The following is a 19,224-nucleotide window of genomic DNA, read 5'->3' on the forward strand; positions in this document are numbered from 1 at the left end:
CCCGCGTGCCGCGTCCTGCGACGCCGCTGTTCGTGCTGCTCGCCGCGTGGTCGGCGATCGGCGTGCCGGTGGTGTTCGGGTACGTCGAGCGCGCGGCGTGGCTGTGGGCCGGTGTCGCGATCGCAGTGGTCGTTGCGGTCGACGCGCTGCGCCTGCTGGGCCTGCGGCCGCCGAACGTGCGCCGCGAGATGCCGGAAACGTGGCCGGTCGGCGTCGAGACGGCGGTGACGCTGCACTTCGACGACATAGCGCCGCGTCGCATAGCCGCCGACGTGTTCGACCTGCATCCGGGCGGCTGGCGCGTGCGCGATCTTCCGCGGCGTGTCGAGCTGCGTCGCGGTGTCGAGACCTCGATCGAGTACGCGCTCACGCCGCAGGAGCGCGGCGATTTCGGCTTCGAGGGCGTGCAGCTGCGCCTGCGGTCGCCGTGGCGCCTGCTGTGGCGCGATGTCGTGATCGGGCGTGCGCAGGCGGTGCGGGTGTTCCCCAACTTCGCGCCGCTGGCGAAGTTCGCGATGTTCAGTGCGGACCAGGCGTCACGCCTCGTCGGTGCGCACATCAAGCGGCGTCGCGGCGAAGGCACCGATTTCCACCAGATGCGCGACTACCGCGTCGGCGATTCGATGCGGCAGATCGACTGGAAGGCCACTGCACGCACGCGTCGCCTGATCTCGCGCGAGTACCAGGACGAGCGCAACCAGCAGGTCGTGCTGATGCTCGACACCGGCCGCCGCCTGCTCGCGCGCGACGATGCGATGAGCCATTTCGACCACGTGCTCGACGCCGCGCTCGTCGTCGCCTGGCTCGCGTTGCGACAGGGCGATGGCGTCGGCCTGCTCGCGAGCGGTGGCGATACCGCATGGGTGCCCCCGCAGCGTGGCGCCGCGGCGATCGATCGCCTTCTGCGCGCGACCTATGCGCTGCAGCCGCGCCCGGTCGCCACCGACTTCCTTGCCGCGGCCACCGAGATCGCGCTGCGCCAGCAGCGTCGCTCGCTGGTCATGATGGTCACCAACCTGCGCGACGAGGACATGGACGACGTGCTCGCCGCCGTGCATCTGCTGCGGCGTCGCCACCTGGTTTGCATCGCGAGCCTGCGCGAAGCGGCGCTCGATACGACGCTCGCGGCGGACGTCCGTGATCTGCAGGGCGCGCTCACCGCCGGCGCGACGGCGCAGTACCTCGCGCGCCGCACCGAGGCGCACGATGCGCTGCGCAGCCACGGGGTGCTGGTGCTCGACGTCACCTGCGACCAGCTGCCGGCGGCGCTGGTCGAGAAGTACCTGTCGGTGAAGCGCGACGGGCTGCTCTAGCGCAGTCGCGCCGCGGCGGTCATGCTGCGGGCGGTTCGCGGTCTAAAGCAATGAGCGTGCGTCGGGATCGACGCAATGCACGTCCGCCGCTGGTGGCCTCAGGCGACGCGCGGCGCGGTTTGTGCGACGTCGTCGAACAGCGCGTTCTCGGTTTCCCGCAGCAGGCCCTGCGCGTAGATCGCCCACGCCAGGTATGCGCGGATGCGCTGGAAGTAGCGATGGCCGAACGGTTCGCGCTCGCGGATGCGTCGCTCGCAGCGGCGCTTCTGCTCTTCAAGGTATTCGCGGATGCGCACCAGCTTCTCGCGCGCGCGCGGCACCGAGAGGCCCTGCAGCGCGAAGAAAGGCAGCGTCTCGTAATGCGGATGGCGCGACAGCGGCGACTTGTTCCAGTTCACCGCGGCGATCGCGGCGAGCTGGCCCGGCGTGCCGCACTGCCCGCAGCTGCAGGTCACCTGCCAGCGCTCGCCGTTGAACTCGAGCGGCGGCTCCTCGCCACAGGCCGCGCAGGGATTGATCCAGCGGGCGGCGTCGAGCGGATCGTCCGGGCCGAAGTCGAGCCACGACGGATCGATGTCGATCACGCGGTCCAGCGGGTTGACGGCGCGCAGCGATTGGGGGCGATCGTGCATTTCAATCCTCGGGGAATGGCCATGACGGCCGGTCGGCCAGGTCCCCTGTGTGTAGAAGGCCGCCACGGGCGGCGCGCGCATTGTGCGGCCGTGAGCGTGAACAAGATGCTGTGGACGATGGCACGATGCGTCGCAGGGCGGGCCGTTTACGCACGCCGATCGCGTTGACCGGAGATTACGATGCGTCGACCTGCGACCGTCATCACGCTGTTGCTCGCCATCGGTGCCGCGTGGCTCGCCGCGCGCGGGCCAACATCGCGAGCGCCGTACGATGCGCCGACCTCCAATACGCCGCGAACGCCGATCGGCTCGTCCGCCCCCGCACGCGACGACGAGTCGATCCTCGCGGCCGTCCGCAGCCACGCGCAGGACGCCCCGGTCGACGGCCGCGGCCGTGTGCTGCGCGTGCTGCCCGACGACCGCGAAGGCAATCCCCACCAGCGCTTCCTGATGCAGCTCGACGACGGCACCACGGTGCTGGTCGCGCACAACATCGCCCTCGCACCGCGGCTGGATGGGCTCGCAGCGGGCGACCTCGTCGAATTCCGCGGCGATTACGTGTGGAACGAGAAAGGCGGCGCGCTGCACTGGACGCATCGCGATCCGCATGGCACGCACCGCGACGGCTGGCTGCGCTGGCGCGGTCGCACCTACGACTAGGGCGCGGTCGCCCTTTCGAGGTGCACGAGCATCCGTAGCGCGTCGTCGCGATCGACGCCGCACATCGACGGCGACGGCCGCAGCGACGCACACACGGCCGGTCGACGCGGATCGTCGAACAGGCGGCAGCGGAGCTGCTCGTCGAGTTGCACGCAGGCCACGCCCGCAGGCTTGCCGTGCGGCATGCCCGGAATCGGCGAGCTGATCGACGGCGCGATGCAGCAGGCCGCGCAGCCGGCGCGACAGGGGACCGCGCTCATCGCAGGTCGCGACCTTCGCGCAACGCGTCGTACACCGGTGCGGTGTCGGGCATGACGTCGTGCCACAGACGGAAGCTCTCGGCGGCCTGTTCGACCAGCATGCCGAGGCCGTCGATCCCGACCGTTGCGCCCGCGTGCTGCGCGGCCTCGAGGAATGGCCGAGCGGCCTCGCCGTAGCCGAGATCGACCGCGGTCCACTTCGTGTGCAGTCCGCGCGGCAGCGGCCAGTCGACCGGCACGCCATCGCGCGCCGCGGAGGTGGTGTTGATGACGATCGTATAGAGCGGATCGTCACGGTCGAGGTCGGTCCACCCGCCCCACGGCTGCAGTGCGACACGGGGCGAGGCGAGTCGCTTCTTCAGTGCGATCACCCGCTCTGGCGAGCGATTGGTGAGGCCGAGTTCCGCGACGCCGGCCGCCAGCAACGCCGGAGCGACACCTGCCGCCGCACCGCCCGCGCCGATCAGCAGCACGCGCGCACCGTCGAGCATCACGCCGTGGCGATCGCGGAGGTCGCGCACCAGGCCGATGCCGTCGGTGTTGTCGCCGTACCAGCGCGCCGCACCGTCGGCATCGAGCCGCACCAGCGTGTTTACCGCACCGGCCTGCGCCGCGCGATCGCCGAGCACCGTGCACAGCGAGGCCGCGGCGATCTTGTGCGGCAGCGTCACGTTCGCGCCGCGGCCGCCTTCGTCGCCGAACCGACGCACCGCAGCGGCGAAATCGTCCGGCGCCGCATCGATGCGTGTGTACTCGAGATCGATGCCGAACTGCGCTGCGAACGCCGCGTGGATGAACGGCGACCGCGAATGCGCGACGGGGTGGCCGAACACGGCGAATCGGTTACGGTGCATCGGTCCTCGGCTGCCGGAATTCATGCGTGCGCACCGTACACCACCGATCCCGCGGCGTCGCCGTCGCCCTCGCCATGCTGTTCGCCGCGACGCCGTGCACCGCGTTCGCGCCCTGGGGCATGGAAGGTGTCGGCACGGTCTCCACGCGCGACACCGAGATCCGCGCGACGGTGAGCCCGGACGGCCAGACGATCGTCTGGGGCAGCCCGGATCGCGCGGGCGCGTCGGGCGGCTGGGACCTGTGGCGCGCGCATCGCATCGACGGCCGCTGGCAGAACGCGGAGCCGCTCGCGCTGAACACGCCCGCGAAGGAATTCGATCCGATGTTCAGTGGCGATGGTCGGTGGCTGTACTTCTTCTCGAACCGCGCTGGCGGACAGGGTGGCGATGATCTCTATCGCGCGCCGGTCGCGGCCGACGGTGCGATCGGCGCCGCAAAGAACCTCGGCCCGGGCGTCAACACGCGGGGCGACGAATGGGCGCCGACGCCGAGTCGCGACGGCCGCCGCCTTTTGTTCGCGAGCGACGGACAACGCGGCGCGCGTCGTCACGATCTGTTCGTCGCGACGTGGAACGGCACGGCATTCGTCGACGCGAAGGCGGTCCCGGGGATCGCGACCGACGCCGACGAATTCGACGGCGCGTGGATCGGCGATGGCGACGGGCTGGTGTTCGCGCGATCGACGGATGTGGAATCGAAGCCGATCCGCCTCTATGTCGCCACGTGTCGCGCGAAGGCGTATGGCGACGCCGTGCCGATGGCGGTGGCGTTCAATACCGAGGAGGCGTGGACGCTCGGGCCGGCGGTCGATTGGAACCGTCCGGTGGAGATGTTGATCACCGGCGCGGCACCGTCACCGAAGGCGGGGAAGCTTGATATCTATCGGGTGCTGACGCCGGTAGTGAGGGGGGATGGGAGTTGTGGGTGATTGCCGTGCGGCATGCATCGTCATGCGCGCGATGACGCGGCGCGTCGGCGACATAGTGTGTTGTGGCGGTTCGCACGGTCAAAGGCGTTTCGTCCGCTGGCGCGGCCGAGTTACTTTCTTTGCTGGTGCAAAGAAAGGTAACCAAAGAAAGCACCTTTCTCGACGAATCTACAGCTCGCGACGGCTAACTCCTCGCGATCGCCACACTCGCCATCCATGGCTCGGGTGGCGACGGCCGACGTCGTGTCGGCCGCCCCTTCGGGGCCTTTACGCTTTGAGTCGGTTGCCGATGTCACACGCATGAAGCGCGTAGTGCCGCTGACTCGCTGCACAAGGCGTGCAGAGCAGACCAAAGCGCGCGACATCTCCTACGTTTCGCATCATGTCGTCGCCTTCGGGCGCCGAAAGAAGTGCGATCCCACAAACAACGAAGCCGCCCGAAGGCGGCCTCATGTGCAGGAGGAGTGGCTTACGCGTCCTCGCGCATCCACCGCGCCGCATCGAGCGCGTAATACGTCAGCACGCCGTCCGCGCCTGCGCGCTTGATCGACGTCAGCGCTTCGAGTGCGACCTTCTTCTCGTCGAGCCAGCCGTTGAGCGATGCGGCCTTCAACATCGCGTACTCGCCACTCACCTGGTAGACGAACGTCGGCGCGCCGAATTCGTCTTTGACGCGACGCACGATGTCGAGGTAGGGCAGGCCCGGCTTGATCATGATCATGTCGGCGCCTTCGGCGAGATCCAGCGAGACTTCGCGCAGTGCTTCGTCGCTGTTCGCGGGGTCCATCTGGTACGTCTTCTTGTCGGCCTTGCCGAGCGCCGTCGCGCTGCCGACGGCGTCGCGGAACGGGCCGTAGAACGCGCTTGCGTACTTCGCGCTGTAGGCGAGGATGCGCGTGTGGATGTGGTCGTCCATTTCCAGCGCGGCGCGGATCTCGCCGATGCGGCCGTCCATCATGTCGCTGGGCGCGACGATGTCGGCGCCCGCACGCGCATGGCTCAGCGCCTGCTTGACGAGCGCGTCGACGGTCTCGTCGTTGAGCACGTAGCCGTTCTCGTCGATCAGGCCGTCCTGACCGTGCGACGTGTACGGATCGAGCGCGACGTCGGTGATCACGCCGAGCTCGGGGAAGCGCGACTTGAGCGCGAACACGGCGCGCTGCACGAGGCCCTCGTCGTCCCACGCAGCGGCCGCGTCGAGCGACTTCGCTTCGGGCGCGGTGACCGGGAACAGCGCGAGCGCCGGAATGCGCAGCTCGACGGCCTGTTCGGCGACGTGCAGCAGTTCGTCGACCGACAGCCGCTCGACGCCCGGCATCGAGGCCACCGGCGCGCGGCCGGACAGCTCGTGGACGAAGACGGGGTAGATCAGGTCGTTCGCGGTGACAACCGTCTCGCGCATCAGGCGGCGCGAGAAATCGTCGCGGCGCATCCGCCGCGGTCGCACGTAGGGGTAGCTCATGGCGGCCAGATTACGCTCCCGCCGCGGAGGCACCCGCCTAGGGATCGCTGAACGCGCCGGGACGACGCGCTGGCGTAGCGTTGTCGCCCTTGCCGCCGGTGGCGGCCGCCTCTCGACGGCGTACGGCTTGCGCCAAGCCCGGACGATCCGGTACGCGGAATCGAATGCGCTAAGGGATCCGGTGCGTCGCCATCCCTGCAGCGCGCACGCCGACACCTCAGTACGCAAACACCCCGTACCGTCGCGGCTTCACATGCACCGCCGCACCCCGCTCCGGCACCGCGACATCGTTGGCGACGTCCACCTCCACCGTCCCGCCGTGCGCCAGCTCGACCTCCACCGTGGTGACGCCGGCGAGCCGGCGGATATCGGCCACGCGCCCGGCGAACCCCATGTCGGCCAGTACCGCGTCGTGCGGCCGGAAGTACAGGCGCGCGCGACCCGGCGCGCTGTCCGTCGGCAGCGCGGCGATCGCGTGGCCGTCGCCGAAGCGGCCGTCGCGCACTTCGCCATCAATCGTCGACGCGCGACCGATGAAGTCGAACGCGAACGCGGACGCAGGTGTTTCGTAGATCTCCGCCGGCGTACCGACCTGCTCGATGCGCCCGTCGCGCAGCAGCACCACGCGATCGGCCAACTCCAATGCCTCTTCCTGATCGTGGGTGACGAACAGCGTGGTCTGTCCCGTCTGTTCGTGCAGGCGACGCAACCAGCGCCGCAGTTCGACGCGCACCTTCGCATCGAGCGCGCCGAAGGGCTCGTCGAGCAGCAGCACGCGCGGCTCGATCGCGAGCGCGCGCGCGAGGGCGATGCGCTGCTTTTGCCCACCGGACAACTGTTCCGGATAGCGACCGCCATGCTCCGGCAACTGCACCAGTGCCAGCAGCTCCTGCACGCGACGCGCAATGTCCGCCTTGGACGGGCGACGCGAGCGCGGCCGGCTGCGCAGGCCGAACGCGATGTTCTCGGCGACGGTCATGTGCCGGAACAGCGCGTAGTGCTGGAACACGAAACCGACGCCGCGCTCGCGCAACGAGAGTCGCGTCGCATCGGTGTCGTCGAAATGCACGGCGCCGGCGCCCGGCTGCAGCAGGCCGGCGATCACGCGCAGCAGCGTGGTCTTGCCGGAACCCGACGGCCCGAGCAGCGCGACGAGTTCGCCCGCGCCGACGTCGAGGTCGACGGCGTCGAGCGCGGCCAGTCCTTCGTAATGCTTGGACAGGCCGCGCACGGTGAGGCGCGTGCCGGTGGCGCGGGCGGTTTTCACGGCGGCGGGCGCGAGGTCAGTGGCGAAGGGTAGGGCGAGCGAGGGCGTCGCCATGGCGGGACTCCAGCCAGAATTTCAGGATGAGCGTGACGAGGGCGAGGCCGGCCAGCAGCGACGCGGCGGCGAACGCCGCGGTGCTGTCGAACTCGTTGTAGAGGATCTCGATGTGCAGCGGCAGCGTGTTGGTCAGCCCGCGGATGTGGCCCGACACCACCGACACCGCGCCGAACTCGCCCATCGCGCGCGCCGCGCACAGCAGCACGCCGTAGAGCAGGCCCCACTTGATGTTGGGCAACGTCACGCGACGGAACATCGTCCATGCGCCTGCACCGAGCGAGCGCGCGGCGAGCTCTTCGTCCGCGCCCTGCTGTTGCATCAGCGGGATCAGCTCGCGCGCGACGAACGGGAACGTGATGAACAACGTGGCCAGCACGATGCCGGGACGCGCGAACAGGATCTTGAGGTCGTGCTGTTCGAGGAACGACGCGAACCACCCGTGCGAACCGAACAGCAGCACGAGGCAGAGACCGGCGACGACGGGCGACACCGCGAACGGCAGGTCGATCAGCGCGAGCAGCACGCGCTTGCCGCGGAAGTCGAAGCGCGTCACCGCCCAGGCGAGCAATACGCCGAACACCGCGTTGAGCGGCACCGCGATGCCGGCGGTGAACAGCGTGAGCTTCAGCGCCGCGATCGCGTCGTCGGTGGTCAGTGCCGACCACCACGCGCGGAAGCCTTCACCGAACGCCGCGCTCAGCACCATCAGCAACGGCAGCACGACCAGCGCGGCCATCAGCACGAACGCGAGCAGGATCAGCGGCCAGCGCATCCACGCCGGTGCGTCGAGGGGATGACGCTCAGCCACGGCGGCCTCCCTTCGAGTGCGCGAACAAGGACGGAATTGCGTTGATCGCAAGCAGGCAGACGAACGAGGCGACCAGCAGCAGCGCAGCGATCGCGATCGCGCCGTTGTAGTCGTATTCCTCGAGGCGAATCGTGATGAGCAGCGGCGCGATCTCCGTCTTGTACGGCAGGTTGCCGGCGATGAAGATCACCGAGCCGTATTCGCCGAGCGCGCGCGCGAACGGGAGCGAGAAGCCGGTGAGTGCGGCGGGCAGCACTTCGGGCAGAACGACGCGACGCCACGTCGTGAACCGCGACGCGCCCAGCGACGCCGCGGCCTCTTCCTGCTCACGGCCCAGCGTTTCCAGCACCGGCTGCACCGTGCGCACCGCGAACGGCAGGCCGATGAACACAAGCGCGATCACGATGCCGATCGGCGTGTACGCGATCTTCCACCCGAGCGACTCCGCGTACTGGCCGACCCAACCTTTAGGCGAATAGATCGCGGTGAGTGCGATGCCGGCGACCGCGGTCGGCAATGCGAACGGCAGGTCGACGAGCGCGTCGAGCAGGCGTCGTGCAGGAAAGCGGTACCGCACCAGCACCCAGGCGATCAGCACGCCGGCCAGCGAGGTGATCACCGCCGCCGCGAACGACGCACCGAAGCTCAGCTTCAGCGCCTGCTGCACGCGTTCGTCGTGGATCGCGCGCAGCCAACCGTCGCGTCCCAGTCCTGCCGCGCGCACCGCGAGCGCGAGCAAGGGCAGCAGCACGACCGCGCCCAGCCACGCCATGCCGAGCCCAAGACTCAGCCCGAAGCCCGGCAGCGGCGAGCGCCGCGCACGTCGGGGCGTGCGCGGCGTCGGGCCTTCGATCGCGGCGGCCGCGAGCGTCACGGGCGATAGATGCGGTCGAAGAAGCCGCCGTCGGCGAAGTGCTGCGCCTGCGCCTTCTTCCAGCCGCCGAACGCGCCGTCGATGGTCACGAGCTTCACCTTCGGGAAGCGCGCGAGATCCGCGGCGGGCACGCCGGTGGGGTCGATCGGACGGAAGAAGTGCTTGGCCGCGAGCTGCTGGCCGGTGGGCGAGTACAGGAAGCGCAGGTAGGCCTCGGCCTGCTTGCGCGTGCCGTGCTTGGCGACGTTCTTGTCCACCCACGCCACCGGTGGCTCCGCGAGGATCGACACCGACGGCACGACGATCTCGTACTTGCCCGCATTGCCCGGCTGCGAAAGCGTCAGCAGCGCCTCGTTCTCCCACGCGATCAGCACGTCGCCGATGCCGCGTTCGACGAATGTCGTCGTCGCGCCGCGCGCGCCGCTGTCGAGCACCGGCACGTTCTTGAACAGCTTCGACATCCAGTCGACGACCTTGTCGCCATCGCGCAGCTGCTGCGAGGCATACGTCCACGCGGCGAGATAGTTCCAGCGCGCACCGCCCGAGGTCTTCGGATTCGGCGTGATCACCGACACGCCCGGCTTCACCAGGTCACCCCAGTCCTTGATGCCCTTCGGATTGCCCTTGCGCACGAGCAGCACGATCGTCGACGTGTACGGCGCGCTGTTGTGCGGCAGGCGCGTCTGCCAGTTCGCGGGCAGGAGCTTGGCGTTGGCGGCGATCTGGTCGATGTCGCCGGCGAGCGCCAGCGTCACGACGTCGGCTTCCAGGCCGTCGATGACGGAACGCGCCTGCTTGCCGGAGCCGCCATGCGAGGCGCGGATGTCGAGCGTCTCGCCGGTCTTCTGCTTCCACTCGGCGGCGAAGCGCGTGTTGACGTCGGCGTAGAACTCGCGCGTCGGGTCGTAGGACACGTTGAGCAGTTGCAGGTCTTTGGCGTGCGCAGCGCCGGCGATCAGCGTCGCGGCGAGCACGGCGGTGCGGAGCAAGGTCTTCATGGGGGAGGCCTCTGCGGTCAGAAGGAAACTTGGGCGCGGGTGAAGAAGGTCTTCTCGGTTTCGCGATCGGCGCCGGCGGCGGCACCGCCATCGAAGTCCGCTTCCGAGTAGTTGGCGACGAGCTTGAGGTTCTGGGTCAGGTACCAGTTGACGCCCAGCGTCCACGCACGGCTGCGGCGTGCGGCGGCGTTCGGGTCGGCGAACAGCGGGAAGGCGTCGTCGTCGATCTCCAGGGCGCCGATGCGCGCCGCGAGTTCCACAGCACCGAAGCCTGCGCCACCGACGTTAAAAGGATGGCTAGGGCGCGTTACGCCGCGATACGACGCGTCCTCGCCCGTGAGCACCCAGCTCGCGGCGAGCTGCCAGGCGCGGTTGTCGAGCGTGGCCGACGTCGCGCCGACGCGCAGATCCTGCTTCGACTCGATGTACTCGCCGAGCAGCCCGAACGGGCCGTTGTAGTAGTACGCCTGCGGCGACCAGCGCCGACGTTCGCCGTTCGCGAGCACCGCGGCGCGGTAGCCGAAGAACTGCACCTGGCCCGGCGTGCGGTAGCGCGGAAGCACGTTGGAGCCGGTGCCGACGGCGTCGCCCGTGCTCGCGGAAATGCCGAAGCCGAGGCCGGACAATGCGCTCGCGTCCTCGCGGAACGGTTCCCAGAACACGCGGCCGGCGTACTCGATCTTGGAGTCCGGATTGTTCGACGTCGGCGCGTCGCGGCCGTCCGGCGCGCCGTTGAAGGCGCCGACGGCATACGTCAGCCCGCTGGTGAACTCGCCCTGCAGCTGCGCGCCGAAGTCGCGGTTGGGTGCGAGCTCGGACGGATAGCCGAGTTCCATGAACGTCGTCGCGCCCGAGGACTGCAGGCGTTCCAGCCCGATCGGCGCCTTGAACTTGCCGGCGCGCACCGTCGCGCGCGGGTCGAACTTCAAGTCGATGTAGGCGTCGGCGATCGTCGCGCTGTCGCCGGCGAATTCCGGCATGACGCGGAAGCCGACCAGCTTGCCGAACTGGCCTTCAAGGATGGGCTGCACGCGGCGCAGCAGGAAGCCGTCGTTCTGCGGCAGCGCCTTGTCGTCGATCCACGCGCGCGCGTCGCCCTGCACGAGGCCGCGCAGCTTTACTTCGACGCCGTCGGCGGCGGGCGACTTGAACGAGACGCCCTTCGCTGCGCTGACGGTGAGCGTCGACGCGCTCGCGGCCTTGTTGGCGGCGTCCTCGGCCTGCAGTTCGAGCTGGCGCTCGATCACCTTGAGGCGCTGGTCGAGGTCGGCGACCGACGCGCCGGAGGCATCGGCAGATGGCGCATCGGCCGACACGCCGAGCTTATGTTCGAGCACGCGCAGGCGCTCGGCCAGCTGGTCGACGGTGGGCGGGGATTGCTGCGCATGGGCGACGCTTGCGGCGGCGAGCAACGCGACGGCGAGGAGGGTGGGACGTGCGGTCATGAGGCGTTCCGTTGGGGTGGTTTCGCGCGCGGTGCGCGTCGAACGTTCGTGGTCGCGCGTCCGGTGGTCCGGTCGGCGCGTATGGGGTCAGCGTCCGTCCACCCGCAGCTTCTGGCTGCGCGTGATCTGGACGATGCGATCAGAGTGCACGACGACTTCCACCGAGCCGAAATGCAGCTCGCGCAACGCGGCGAGCACGGCTTCCTCGGCTTCGGTGACGGGAATGGCGAGGCGTGGCGGATCGCGCCGTGGCGTCGCGTGCGGAAAGGGCGTGGTGCTCATGCGGGGATCTCCAGCGTGCGGGCGTCGTTCGCCGCGAGGCTGCCGACGCTCACCGCGTCGAGCACGTTCGACAGTGCGTCGCGGGCGTCGCGCATGACGGCGCGCAAGGCGCAGGCCTCGGGCTCGGGGCATTCGGGGCAGGCGCGGTAGGCGGTGACGCTGGCGCAGCGCACCGGCGCGAGCGGGCCGTCGATCACGCGGATGACGTCGCCGAGCATGATCTGCGTTGCCGGCCGCGCGAGCGCATGCCCGCCGGCCGGACCGCGACGGCTCTCGACCAGCCCGGCATCGCGCAGCTCGACCAGGATGGCCTCGAGGAATTTCTCCGGCGTGCCGCTGCGCTCGGCGAGCGCCCGCGCCTGAAGCCGCGCGCCGTCCGCCTGCGCGAGCGCGCTCAGGGCGCGCAGCGCGTACTTGGCCTTCATCGTCAGCATTTCCCAGTCACCATGTGGGAAATCTGCCGAGGCGCGCCCGCGGGCGGAAAGGGCGGCGAAGCATCACCTCATGCCCGGCCGGCATGACGCCTTGCCCGGGCCGTTACGATGGCGCCGTGCGTTCCCCGTTCCCGCCGCTGGTCCGCGTCAGTCTCGTCGTCCTCGGCGTGCTGGCGCTCGTGTGCACGATCGGGCCGTGGCTGCTGCCGTTCGATGCACAGACGCCCGATTGGGACGCGTTGTCGGTGGCGCCCGGTGTCGCGCGCCACGGCTTCGGCACCGATGCGATCGGTCGCGACGTCCTTGCGCGCACGCTCGCCGGCGGCCGCCTGTCGCTGGGCATCGGCGTGCTGTCGAGCGTGCTCGCGCTGCTGATCGGCCTGACCTACGGCGCGGTCGCGGGCCTTGCCGGCGGGCGCGTCGAACGCCTGATGGTGCGCGGGCTGGACGTGGTGAGCGCGATTCCGTTCCTGCTCGTCGTCATCCTGCTGCTCACGCTGTTCGATCGGTCGCTGACGCTGCTGCTCGCGGCGATCGGCGGCTACGTCTGGATCGACTTCGCGCGCGTGATGCGAGCGGAAGCCGCGCGTCTTCGCAACGAGCCCTTTGTGCTCGCCTCCGAGGCGATGGGCGCGACCTTCGGCCAGCGCCTGCGCCTGCACGTCGTGCCGAACCTCATGCCGCTGGCGATGGTGTACCTCGGCCTGATCCTGCCGCAGGCGATCCTGGTCGAAAGCTTCCTCGGCTTCCTCGGCCTGTCGATCGACGAACCCGGCGCGAGCTGGGGTTCGCTGCTCAACGACGGCGTGCAGGAACTCGACAGTGCGCCGTGGACGCTGCTGTTTCCCGCCGCCTTCCTCGTGACCACGCTCGCCGCGTTCCAGATGCTCGGCGACGGCCTGCGCGACTGGCTCGACGTGCGCACGCGCCCGCAGGCGGCGGCATGAGCACGTTGTTGCAGCTGCGCGATCTCGAGGTGGAAGCGGGTGGCCGTCGCCTGCTTGCGTTGCCTTCGATCGTGCTGCGCGCCGGCGAATGCACCGCGCTGGTCGGCGAGAGCGGCAGTGGCAAGAGCCTGACCGTGCAGTCGTTGCTTGCACTGCTCCCGCACGGGCTCGACGCACGCGGATCGCTGACGTTCGACGGTCGCGACATCGCGCTCGGCTCGACGGCGCATCGCGCGCTCGCCGGCCGTGGCCTCGCATGGGTGCCGCAGGATCCGCTGGCCTCTCTGCATCCGCTCAAGCGTATCGGTGCGCAACTGGTCGAAACGTTGCGCGTGGTGCGCGGTCTGGCGAAAGCGGACGCGAGCGTCGAGGCGCGCACGTTGCTCGACCGCGTGCAGGTGCCCGACGCGACCTCCGCACTGCGGCGCTATCCGCACGAGTTCTCCGGCGGGCAGCGTCAGCGCATTGCGATCGCACTCGCGCTCGCCACGCGTCCGCGCGTGCTCGTCGCCGATGAGCCGACGTCCGCACTCGATGCGCGCATCGCCCGCGACATCCTGCATCTGCTCGACACGCTGCGACGCGACGACAGCCTCGCGGTGCTGCTCGTCAGCCACGACCTGCCGCTGGTGGCCGCGCATGCGCAACAGGTGCTGGTGCTGCGACGCGGCGAAGTGGTGGAGCAGGGCGACGCGCGCGACGTCCTGACGCAGCCGCAACATCCCGACACACGCGAGCTCGTGGCTAGCGAGTCGCTGGACGTCGATGCGAGTGCAACTCGACGGAACGATGCGGCGTCCGACGTCGTGCTCGAAGCCCGCTGCCTTCGCCTTCGCTATCCCGGCGCCACGCGCGATGCACTCGACGGCGTCGATCTGGTCCTGCATCGCGGCGAAGCGCTGGCTCTGGTCGGCGAGAGCGGCAGCGGCAAGAGTTCGCTTGGCCGCGCGCTGTTGCGTCTGACGCGCGGCGCGCAGGGCGAGGTGCGACTGCATCACGACGGCCGCGTCGTCGACCTGCTCAACCTCACGCCGCGCGCGCTGCGCGAAGTCCGCCGCGCGATCGGCGTCGTGTTCCAGGATCCGTATGCGTCGCTGGATCCGCGAATGCGCGTACTCGATCTCGTCACCGAGCCGCTACGGCTGCACGGCATGGGCGATGCGAAGGCGATGCGCGAGCGCGCGGCCGCGCTGCTGCACGACGTAGGCCTCGACGCCTCGATGCTCGATCGCCACCCGCACCAGTTCTCCGGCGGGCAGCGCCAGCGCATCGCGATCGCGCGTGCGCTCGCGAACGATCCCGCGCTACTGCTCTGCGATGAAGCCGTGTCCGCGCTCGATGCGCATCACCGGCTGTCGATCCTCAACCTGCTCGATCGCCTCAAGCGCGAGCGCCAGCTCTCGTTGTTGTTCATCACCCACGACCTCGCCAGCGCGACGCATCTCGCCGAGCGCATCGCGGTGATGGAGCAGGGGCGCATCGTGGAAACCGGAGCGACGCGCGACGTGCTCGCCGCGCCGACGCATCCGCACACGCAGGCGCTGCTCGGCGCGCGGCCTGCGATCGCGCGCTAGTTCAGAACAGCCCGCCGCCGAGGTGCAGGCGGATCACCGCGACCACGATCACCACGAGGTTGATCACGAGCCCGGCCTTCGCGCGGCCGCGATTCTCGCGACGCGTTAGTGCGAAGCCGATCGCACCGAGGATCGCGCCGAACGCGGCAAACGGAATCACCAGCCAGTTCATCGCGCCCAGCAGCGGAATGAGCGCCAGCAGCATCCACAGCAGCATGCCGACGCCCCACAAGAGGCTGATCAATCCCATCGCGTCATCTCACCCGTGGCAGCCGTCGATTTCGAGGCGTAGTTCGCGCCGGCATACGCGTGCATGCAGCACCACGCGCGGTGCGTCGGGCGCACGCGCGGCGAGGCCGGCATCGACCTGCGCGATCTCGTCCGCCTCACGCACGTAGGCCTTGAGCAGCGTTTCCGCGCCGAGCTGCGGCGCGAGGTCGGGTCGACGCGTGCGCGCGACGCCGACGAGCGCGCGGATGTTCTCCAGCGTTTCGTCGAGCTGCGCGTCCGGGCAGTCGGCGTGCAGCGATTCGTGGCCGCGGATCGCCGCGGTCCCCGAGAGAAGCAGCGGCATCGGCGCCGGCGGCAGCATGGCGCGCGCGAAACTCGGCGGCTGCGGCCCGTACTGGCGCGGGTAGCGGTAGGCGCTGACCTGACGCGGATTTTCCAGCGGCGTGCCCGCCATGCGCGACGCGAGCCAGTACACCTGCAGGCGCCCGGTGCAACGCACGCGGCCGATCGCGGTCGCCGCCGGCAACGTCGCCGTCGACAACGCTTCGCCGAGTCCGTCGGCGCGACCGACGCAGAAATGCTTGTAGCGTTCTTCGTCGCCCTCGCCGACGGTGATGTCGTCGAGGTAGTTCCAGATGCGCAGCAGATGCGGATAGCCGAGCTCGGCGGTGCGCCTGCGCAGCGCGGCATACGCGTGCTCGGCGGCGGCGCGGATGTCGCCATCGACTTCCGGTACGTCCATCGCGGCGACGAGCAGCGTGCCGTCGTGTGCGTAGGCGAGATCGTCGATGCGACCGGCCGCGACGTGCCCCGACGTGCGCCATACCTCGAACGGCGCGTCGCCCAGCGGCTCCAGCGCGACGCGGATCAGGCGCGGGTCGTCGGAGGTCGGTGCATTCGCACCGAACGCGACGACGGCGAGCACGTCGGGCGATGCGAGCAGCGCGTCCAGCGACTCGTGCGAATAGGACATCGACAGCGCGGGCGCGCCCACGGACAGCGGCAGCGTCATGGCGCGCCCTGCAGCGTGTCGCCTTCGAAGCCGATGCGCGCCTGGCGACGCCGCGCGAACCAGTTGCGCACCGCCGTGCGCGCCATCGACAACGCGGTCAACGCGTAGATCAGCCGGAAGATGCGCAGGCGCCACACCACCGAAGGCGCACGGAACACGTCGCCGGCGAGCATCGACACCACCGCGCGCTCGACGCCGATGACGTCGCGCGGATTCGCGAACAGGTGCTTCATCGTCGGCGAGGTGAAGCGGTAGATGAACCACTTGAACTCGTCGATGCCCGTGTCGAATTCCTTCTGCAGCGCCTTGAAGATCGAGGCTTCGCGCGCGGGCTCGCGCAGCGCGGCGTCGGCGGCCTTCGCACCCTGGTCCGCGCTGTGCATGGCGAGGAAGACGCCCGACGAGAACATCGGATCGACGAACGCGTAGGCGTCGCCGACCATCAGCCAGCCCGGTCCGTGCATGCGCGTGCATTCGTAGGCGTAGTTGCCGGTGGCGTGCACGGGCGCGACGCGCTCCGCGCCGGCCATGCGCTCGGCGGCTTCCGGCACGGAAAGAATCGTGCGCATCAGGAACGCCTCGCTGTCGCCGCCACGGTCCTTCAGGTACTCCGGCGAGCAGACCGCTCCGATGCTCATGACATCGTCGCGCAGCGGGATGAACCACATCCAGCCGTGCGCGTGGCGATAGATCGTGATGTTGCCGGCGTCCGGCCCTTCGCGGCGCGTGACACCGCGGTAGTGGCTGAACACCGCCGCCGACTGGTGGCGGTCGTTGCGCTTCTTCAGCTTGAGCGCGCCGCCGAGCAGCGTGTCGCGGCCGGTCGCGTCGACCAGCAGCTTCGGGCGCAGCGTGTAGGCGCCGTCCGGGCCGCTGGCATGCACGCGCACGGGGCGACCATCGTCGCCGAACTCGACCTTCGACACTTTCGTGTTCTCGCGCGCGTCGACGCCCGCCTCGCGCGCGTGTTCGAACAGGATCTGGTCGAACTCCTCGCGCTTCACCTGGAACGCGAACTCGCTGCTGCCGCGCAGCGCGTGGTCGAAGTGGAAGACGTTGTAGCGGCCGCCTTCGACCGGGAAGTCCGCGCCGCGCTTGAGCACGCCGATCTCGCGCACCTTGTCGAGCACGCCCAGGCGTTCGAGGATCGGCATGTTCATGGGCAGCAGCGATTCGCCGATGTGGAAGCGCGGATGCGCCGCCTTCTCCAGCATCACCACCGACCATCCCGCTCGGGCCAGGTGGGTCGCCACCGTACTTCCGGCCGGACCACCGCCTACGACGAGCACATCACACGCCGCGGGGGCATCGATGGCAGAATTTCGCACCTCACTCATGCCCCGGATGATACCGGGCGCGCCGGGTCGCGACGGAGATGAACCGTTCACGGCTTGCGGTCGCGTCGCGGCCGCCGGATCGTGGGAGCCCTGAACAACGGAAGACCCGATGTCGAACCAGACTGCTGCCGAAACCGAACTGGCCGAGCTCCTCGTCCAGAGCCTCAACCTCGAAGGCGTCAACGCCGCCGACATCGAACCGACCGCGCCGCTGTTCGGCGACGGCCTGGGCCTCGATTCGATCGACGCGCTCGAACTCGCGCTCGCGATCAGCAAGCGCTACGGCTTCCAGCTGCGTTCGGACAGCGACGAGAACCGTCGCATCTTCGGCTCGCTGCGCGCGCTCAGCGAGCACGTCCAGGCCAACCGCGCGGCCTGACAATGAACCTGGCGCTCGCGCGCCTGCTGCTCAGCGCGGCGTACCCGCTGCTCGCGCACGCCGCGAGCGCGGCGCACGATCCGCGGCTCGCCGCCCTCGCGCTCCTCGACATCGTGCTGATCCTCCTGGTCTTGCCGCTCGGTCAGCGCCGCCTGTGGGCGTGGGCGACGGTGGTCGCGTCGGCCGTCCTGCTGTGGTTCGCGCAGAAGACGCTGCCGTTGCCCGTCGCGCTGCTGCTGCCCCCCGTGCTGTTCCCGTGGCTGGTCGCGTGGTTCTTCGCGCGCACGCTTCGCGAAGGCCGCGTGCCGCTGATCAGCCGGATTGTCGCGGGCCTGGAGGACTGCAAACCGGCCGATCTGGCGCCGCCGCTCAAGACCTACACGCGTAACCTCACGCGCCTGTGGGCGGTGGTGCTCACCGGCATCGGCCTCGCCAACTGCGTGCTCGGGATCATCGCAGTGCCCGACGGCTTGCTGGTGCGCCTCGGCTACGCGCCCGTCGTGACCGTGCCGCAGATCGTGTGGTCGTGGTTCGCCAACTTGCTCGACTACGGTGTCGCCGGCCTCTTGATGGCGGTGGAGTACGTGGTGCGCATGCGCCTGTTTCCCGATCGTCCCTATCGCACGCTGTCCGAATTCATCCGTCGCCTGACCGCACTTGGCCCTGCGTTCTGGCGCGACGTCATGCGCTGAGCGTCCATGTCCGCATCCACTGAATCCCTGACCCTGGTCGAACCGTGGCCGCTGCGCGCGGCGTGGCTCGTTGCCAACGCGGTGCAACTCGCCTTCACGCTGTTGTGGACGGCGGGCTGCATCACGCTCGCATTGCTGGTGCGCGTGATCACCCGCGGACCGCGCGTGCCGCTGCGCATGGCGTCGTGGCTGTGGGCGCCGGGCCTGCTCGGCGGCGCCGGTGCGCGCGTGGACGTGCGCGGCGTCGAGGACGTCGACTGGTCCAAGCCCTGCGTGCTCGTCGCCACGCACGAATCCGTGATCGACATCTGCGCGCTGTTCCGCGCGGTGCCGGTGCCGCTGCGCTTCATGCTGAAGCAGGAGATGACGCGCGTGCCCTTCGTCGGCTGGTACGCGAAGGCCATGGGCATGTGCTTCATCGAACGCGACGGCAATCGCGCGTCGATGGTGAAGAGCCTGCGCGCGGCGGGCGAGATCGTGAAGGCCGGCCACGTGCTGTGCATCTTCCCGGAAGGCACGCGCGCGACGAACGGGCGCGTCGGCGAGTTCAAGGCGGGCGCGTTCCAGGTCGCGATCGGCGCGGGCGTGCCCGTGGTGCCGGTGGCGATGACCGGCGCCGGCGCGATCCTGCCGGCCTACAGCTTCCGCGTGCGGCCGGGGACGATCCGCCTGCGCATCGGCACGCCGATGCACGCCGAAGGCACCGGCAGCGAAGCGCGCGAGCAGCTCGCCACCCGCGCCCGCGACGCCGTCCTGGCGCTGATGGCGCAGGATTGA

At 69.7% G+C, this 19,224-nt stretch carries 22 protein-coding genes; 8 read left to right on the top strand and 14 right to left on the bottom strand.

Annotated elements, in window-relative coordinates:
• Positions 1–5 precede the first annotated feature (5 nt).
• Positions 6–1,313, top strand: coding sequence for a DUF58 domain-containing protein (locus EVS83_RS06205; protein ID WP_246022796.1), 1,308 nt, complete (start codon positions 6–8; stop codon positions 1,311–1,313).
• Positions 1,314–1,411: 98 nt separating this feature from the next.
• Here the strand turns inward: EVS83_RS06205 and EVS83_RS06210 are convergent, their stop codons facing one another.
• Positions 1,412–1,945 carry a hypothetical protein gene (locus tag EVS83_RS06210; RefSeq protein ID WP_133500171.1) on the bottom strand — a complete coding sequence of 178 codons (534 nt, stop codon included), beginning with the start codon at positions 1,943–1,945 and terminating at the stop codon, positions 1,412–1,414.
• Positions 1,946–2,125: 180 nt separating this feature from the next.
• Here EVS83_RS06210 and EVS83_RS06215 point away from each other — a divergent pair, with 180 nt between their 5' ends.
• On the top strand, positions 2,126–2,605 hold the full coding sequence (locus tag EVS83_RS06215; RefSeq protein WP_133500172.1) for a DUF3465 domain-containing protein: 480 nt from the start codon (positions 2,126–2,128) through the stop codon (positions 2,603–2,605).
• Here EVS83_RS06215 and EVS83_RS06220 read toward each other — a convergent pair.
• Both EVS83_RS06220 and aroE read right to left on the bottom strand, forming a co-directional pair.
• Positions 2,602–2,865 carry a YkgJ family cysteine cluster protein gene (locus EVS83_RS06220; RefSeq protein WP_133500173.1) on the bottom strand — a complete coding sequence of 88 codons (264 nt, stop codon included), beginning with the start codon at positions 2,863–2,865 and terminating at the stop codon, positions 2,602–2,604. The genes EVS83_RS06215 and EVS83_RS06220 overlap by 4 nt on opposite strands.
• Positions 2,862–3,719, bottom strand: a complete 858-nt coding sequence (aroE, locus tag EVS83_RS06225; RefSeq protein WP_133500174.1) for a shikimate dehydrogenase — start codon at positions 3,717–3,719, stop codon at positions 2,862–2,864. Before aroE ends, EVS83_RS06220 begins: the two co-directional genes overlap by 4 nt.
• A 74-nt stretch (positions 3,720–3,793) precedes the next feature.
• On the opposite strand from aroE, the gene EVS83_RS06230 reads away from it, so the two are divergent.
• Positions 3,794–4,648, top strand: coding sequence for a TolB family protein (locus tag EVS83_RS06230; protein WP_133500234.1), 855 nt, complete (start codon positions 3,794–3,796; stop codon positions 4,646–4,648).
• A gap of 469 nt (positions 4,649–5,117) precedes the next feature.
• On the opposite strand, the gene hemB is transcribed toward EVS83_RS06230, so the two are convergent.
• The 8 genes from hemB to EVS83_RS06270 form a co-directional block, all read right to left on the bottom strand.
• Positions 5,118–6,110: a porphobilinogen synthase gene (gene hemB, locus EVS83_RS06235; protein WP_133500175.1), complete on the bottom strand. Its 993-nt coding sequence runs from the start codon at positions 6,108–6,110 to the stop codon at positions 5,118–5,120.
• A 217-nt stretch (positions 6,111–6,327) separates the two neighbouring features.
• Positions 6,328–7,431, bottom strand: coding sequence for a sulfate ABC transporter ATP-binding protein (locus tag EVS83_RS16150; RefSeq protein ID WP_133500176.1), 1,104 nt, complete (start codon positions 7,429–7,431; stop codon positions 6,328–6,330).
• Positions 7,394–8,206: a sulfate ABC transporter permease subunit CysW gene (gene cysW / locus EVS83_RS06245; protein WP_133500235.1), complete on the bottom strand. Its 813-nt coding sequence runs from the start codon at positions 8,204–8,206 to the stop codon at positions 7,394–7,396. The genes EVS83_RS16150 and cysW overlap by 38 nt, the downstream gene beginning before the upstream one ends.
• A gap of 28 nt (positions 8,207–8,234) precedes the next feature.
• Entirely contained in the window at positions 8,235–9,047 is an 813-nt protein-coding gene (gene cysT / locus EVS83_RS06250; protein ID WP_208108701.1) for a sulfate ABC transporter permease subunit CysT, read from the bottom strand.
• 65 nt (positions 9,048–9,112) lie between these two features.
• A complete protein-coding gene (locus tag EVS83_RS06255) occupies positions 9,113–10,114 on the bottom strand; it encodes a sulfate ABC transporter substrate-binding protein (RefSeq protein WP_133500178.1) in 1,002 nt (333 codons plus the stop codon).
• A gap of 17 nt (positions 10,115–10,131) precedes the next feature.
• On the bottom strand, positions 10,132–11,559 hold the full coding sequence (locus EVS83_RS06260; RefSeq protein ID WP_133500179.1) for an OprO/OprP family phosphate-selective porin: 1,428 nt from the start codon (positions 11,557–11,559) through the stop codon (positions 10,132–10,134).
• 87 nt (positions 11,560–11,646) lie between these two features.
• Entirely contained in the window at positions 11,647–11,841 is a 195-nt protein-coding gene (locus EVS83_RS15625; protein ID WP_166636821.1) for a YezD family protein, read from the bottom strand.
• On the bottom strand, positions 11,838–12,275 hold the full coding sequence (locus EVS83_RS06270; RefSeq protein ID WP_133500181.1) for an RrF2 family transcriptional regulator: 438 nt from the start codon (positions 12,273–12,275) through the stop codon (positions 11,838–11,840). The genes EVS83_RS15625 and EVS83_RS06270 overlap by 4 nt, the downstream gene beginning before the upstream one ends.
• Positions 12,276–12,391: 116 nt before the next feature.
• Here EVS83_RS06270 and EVS83_RS06275 point away from each other — a divergent pair, with 116 nt between their 5' ends.
• Both EVS83_RS06275 and EVS83_RS06280 read left to right on the top strand, forming a co-directional pair.
• Complete coding sequence (locus EVS83_RS06275) at positions 12,392–13,222, top strand: ABC transporter permease (protein WP_166636822.1); 831 nt, start codon at positions 12,392–12,394, stop codon at positions 13,220–13,222.
• The gene (locus tag EVS83_RS06280; RefSeq protein ID WP_133500183.1) at positions 13,219–14,796 is read left to right on the top strand and encodes a dipeptide ABC transporter ATP-binding protein; all 1,578 of its coding nucleotides are present in this window, start codon (positions 13,219–13,221) and stop codon (positions 14,794–14,796) included. The genes EVS83_RS06275 and EVS83_RS06280 overlap by 4 nt, the downstream gene beginning before the upstream one ends.
• Position 14,797: 1 nt before the next feature.
• Here the strand turns inward: EVS83_RS06280 and EVS83_RS06285 are convergent, their stop codons facing one another.
• The 3 genes from EVS83_RS06285 to EVS83_RS06295 are packed head-to-tail and all read right to left on the bottom strand — an operon-like array spanning position 14,798 to position 17,376.
• Positions 14,798–15,046 (bottom strand): hypothetical protein, encoded by a 249-nt coding sequence (locus EVS83_RS06285; RefSeq protein ID WP_133500184.1) that lies wholly within the window; start codon positions 15,044–15,046, stop codon positions 14,798–14,800.
• A 9-nt stretch (positions 15,047–15,055) separates the two neighbouring features.
• Positions 15,056–16,039, bottom strand: coding sequence for a chorismate transformation FkbO/Hyg5 family protein (locus EVS83_RS06290; protein WP_246022798.1), 984 nt, complete (start codon positions 16,037–16,039; stop codon positions 15,056–15,058).
• Positions 16,036–17,376, bottom strand: coding sequence for an NAD(P)/FAD-dependent oxidoreductase (locus EVS83_RS06295; RefSeq protein ID WP_133500185.1), 1,341 nt, complete (start codon positions 17,374–17,376; stop codon positions 16,036–16,038). The genes EVS83_RS06290 and EVS83_RS06295 overlap by 4 nt, the downstream gene beginning before the upstream one ends.
• 109 nt (positions 17,377–17,485) lie before the next feature.
• Here EVS83_RS06295 and EVS83_RS06300 point away from each other — a divergent pair, with 109 nt between their 5' ends.
• Genes EVS83_RS06300 through EVS83_RS06310 form a run of 3 tightly spaced genes read left to right on the top strand, consistent with a single transcriptional unit; the run spans position 17,486 to position 19,224 of the window.
• Positions 17,486–17,755 (top strand): phosphopantetheine-binding protein, encoded by a 270-nt coding sequence (locus tag EVS83_RS06300; RefSeq protein ID WP_115647538.1) that lies wholly within the window; start codon positions 17,486–17,488, stop codon positions 17,753–17,755.
• A 2-nt stretch (positions 17,756–17,757) separates the two neighbouring features.
• Complete coding sequence (locus EVS83_RS06305) at positions 17,758–18,447, top strand: ketosynthase (protein WP_133500186.1); 690 nt, start codon at positions 17,758–17,760, stop codon at positions 18,445–18,447.
• Between the two features lie 6 nt (positions 18,448–18,453).
• Positions 18,454–19,224: a lysophospholipid acyltransferase family protein gene (locus EVS83_RS06310; protein WP_133500187.1), complete on the top strand. Its 771-nt coding sequence runs from the start codon at positions 18,454–18,456 to the stop codon at positions 19,222–19,224.

The organism is Cognatilysobacter terrigena, assembly GCF_004361065.1.
In the GTDB taxonomy this organism is placed as follows: Bacteria; Pseudomonadota; Gammaproteobacteria; order Xanthomonadales; family Xanthomonadaceae; genus Cognatilysobacter; species Cognatilysobacter terrigena.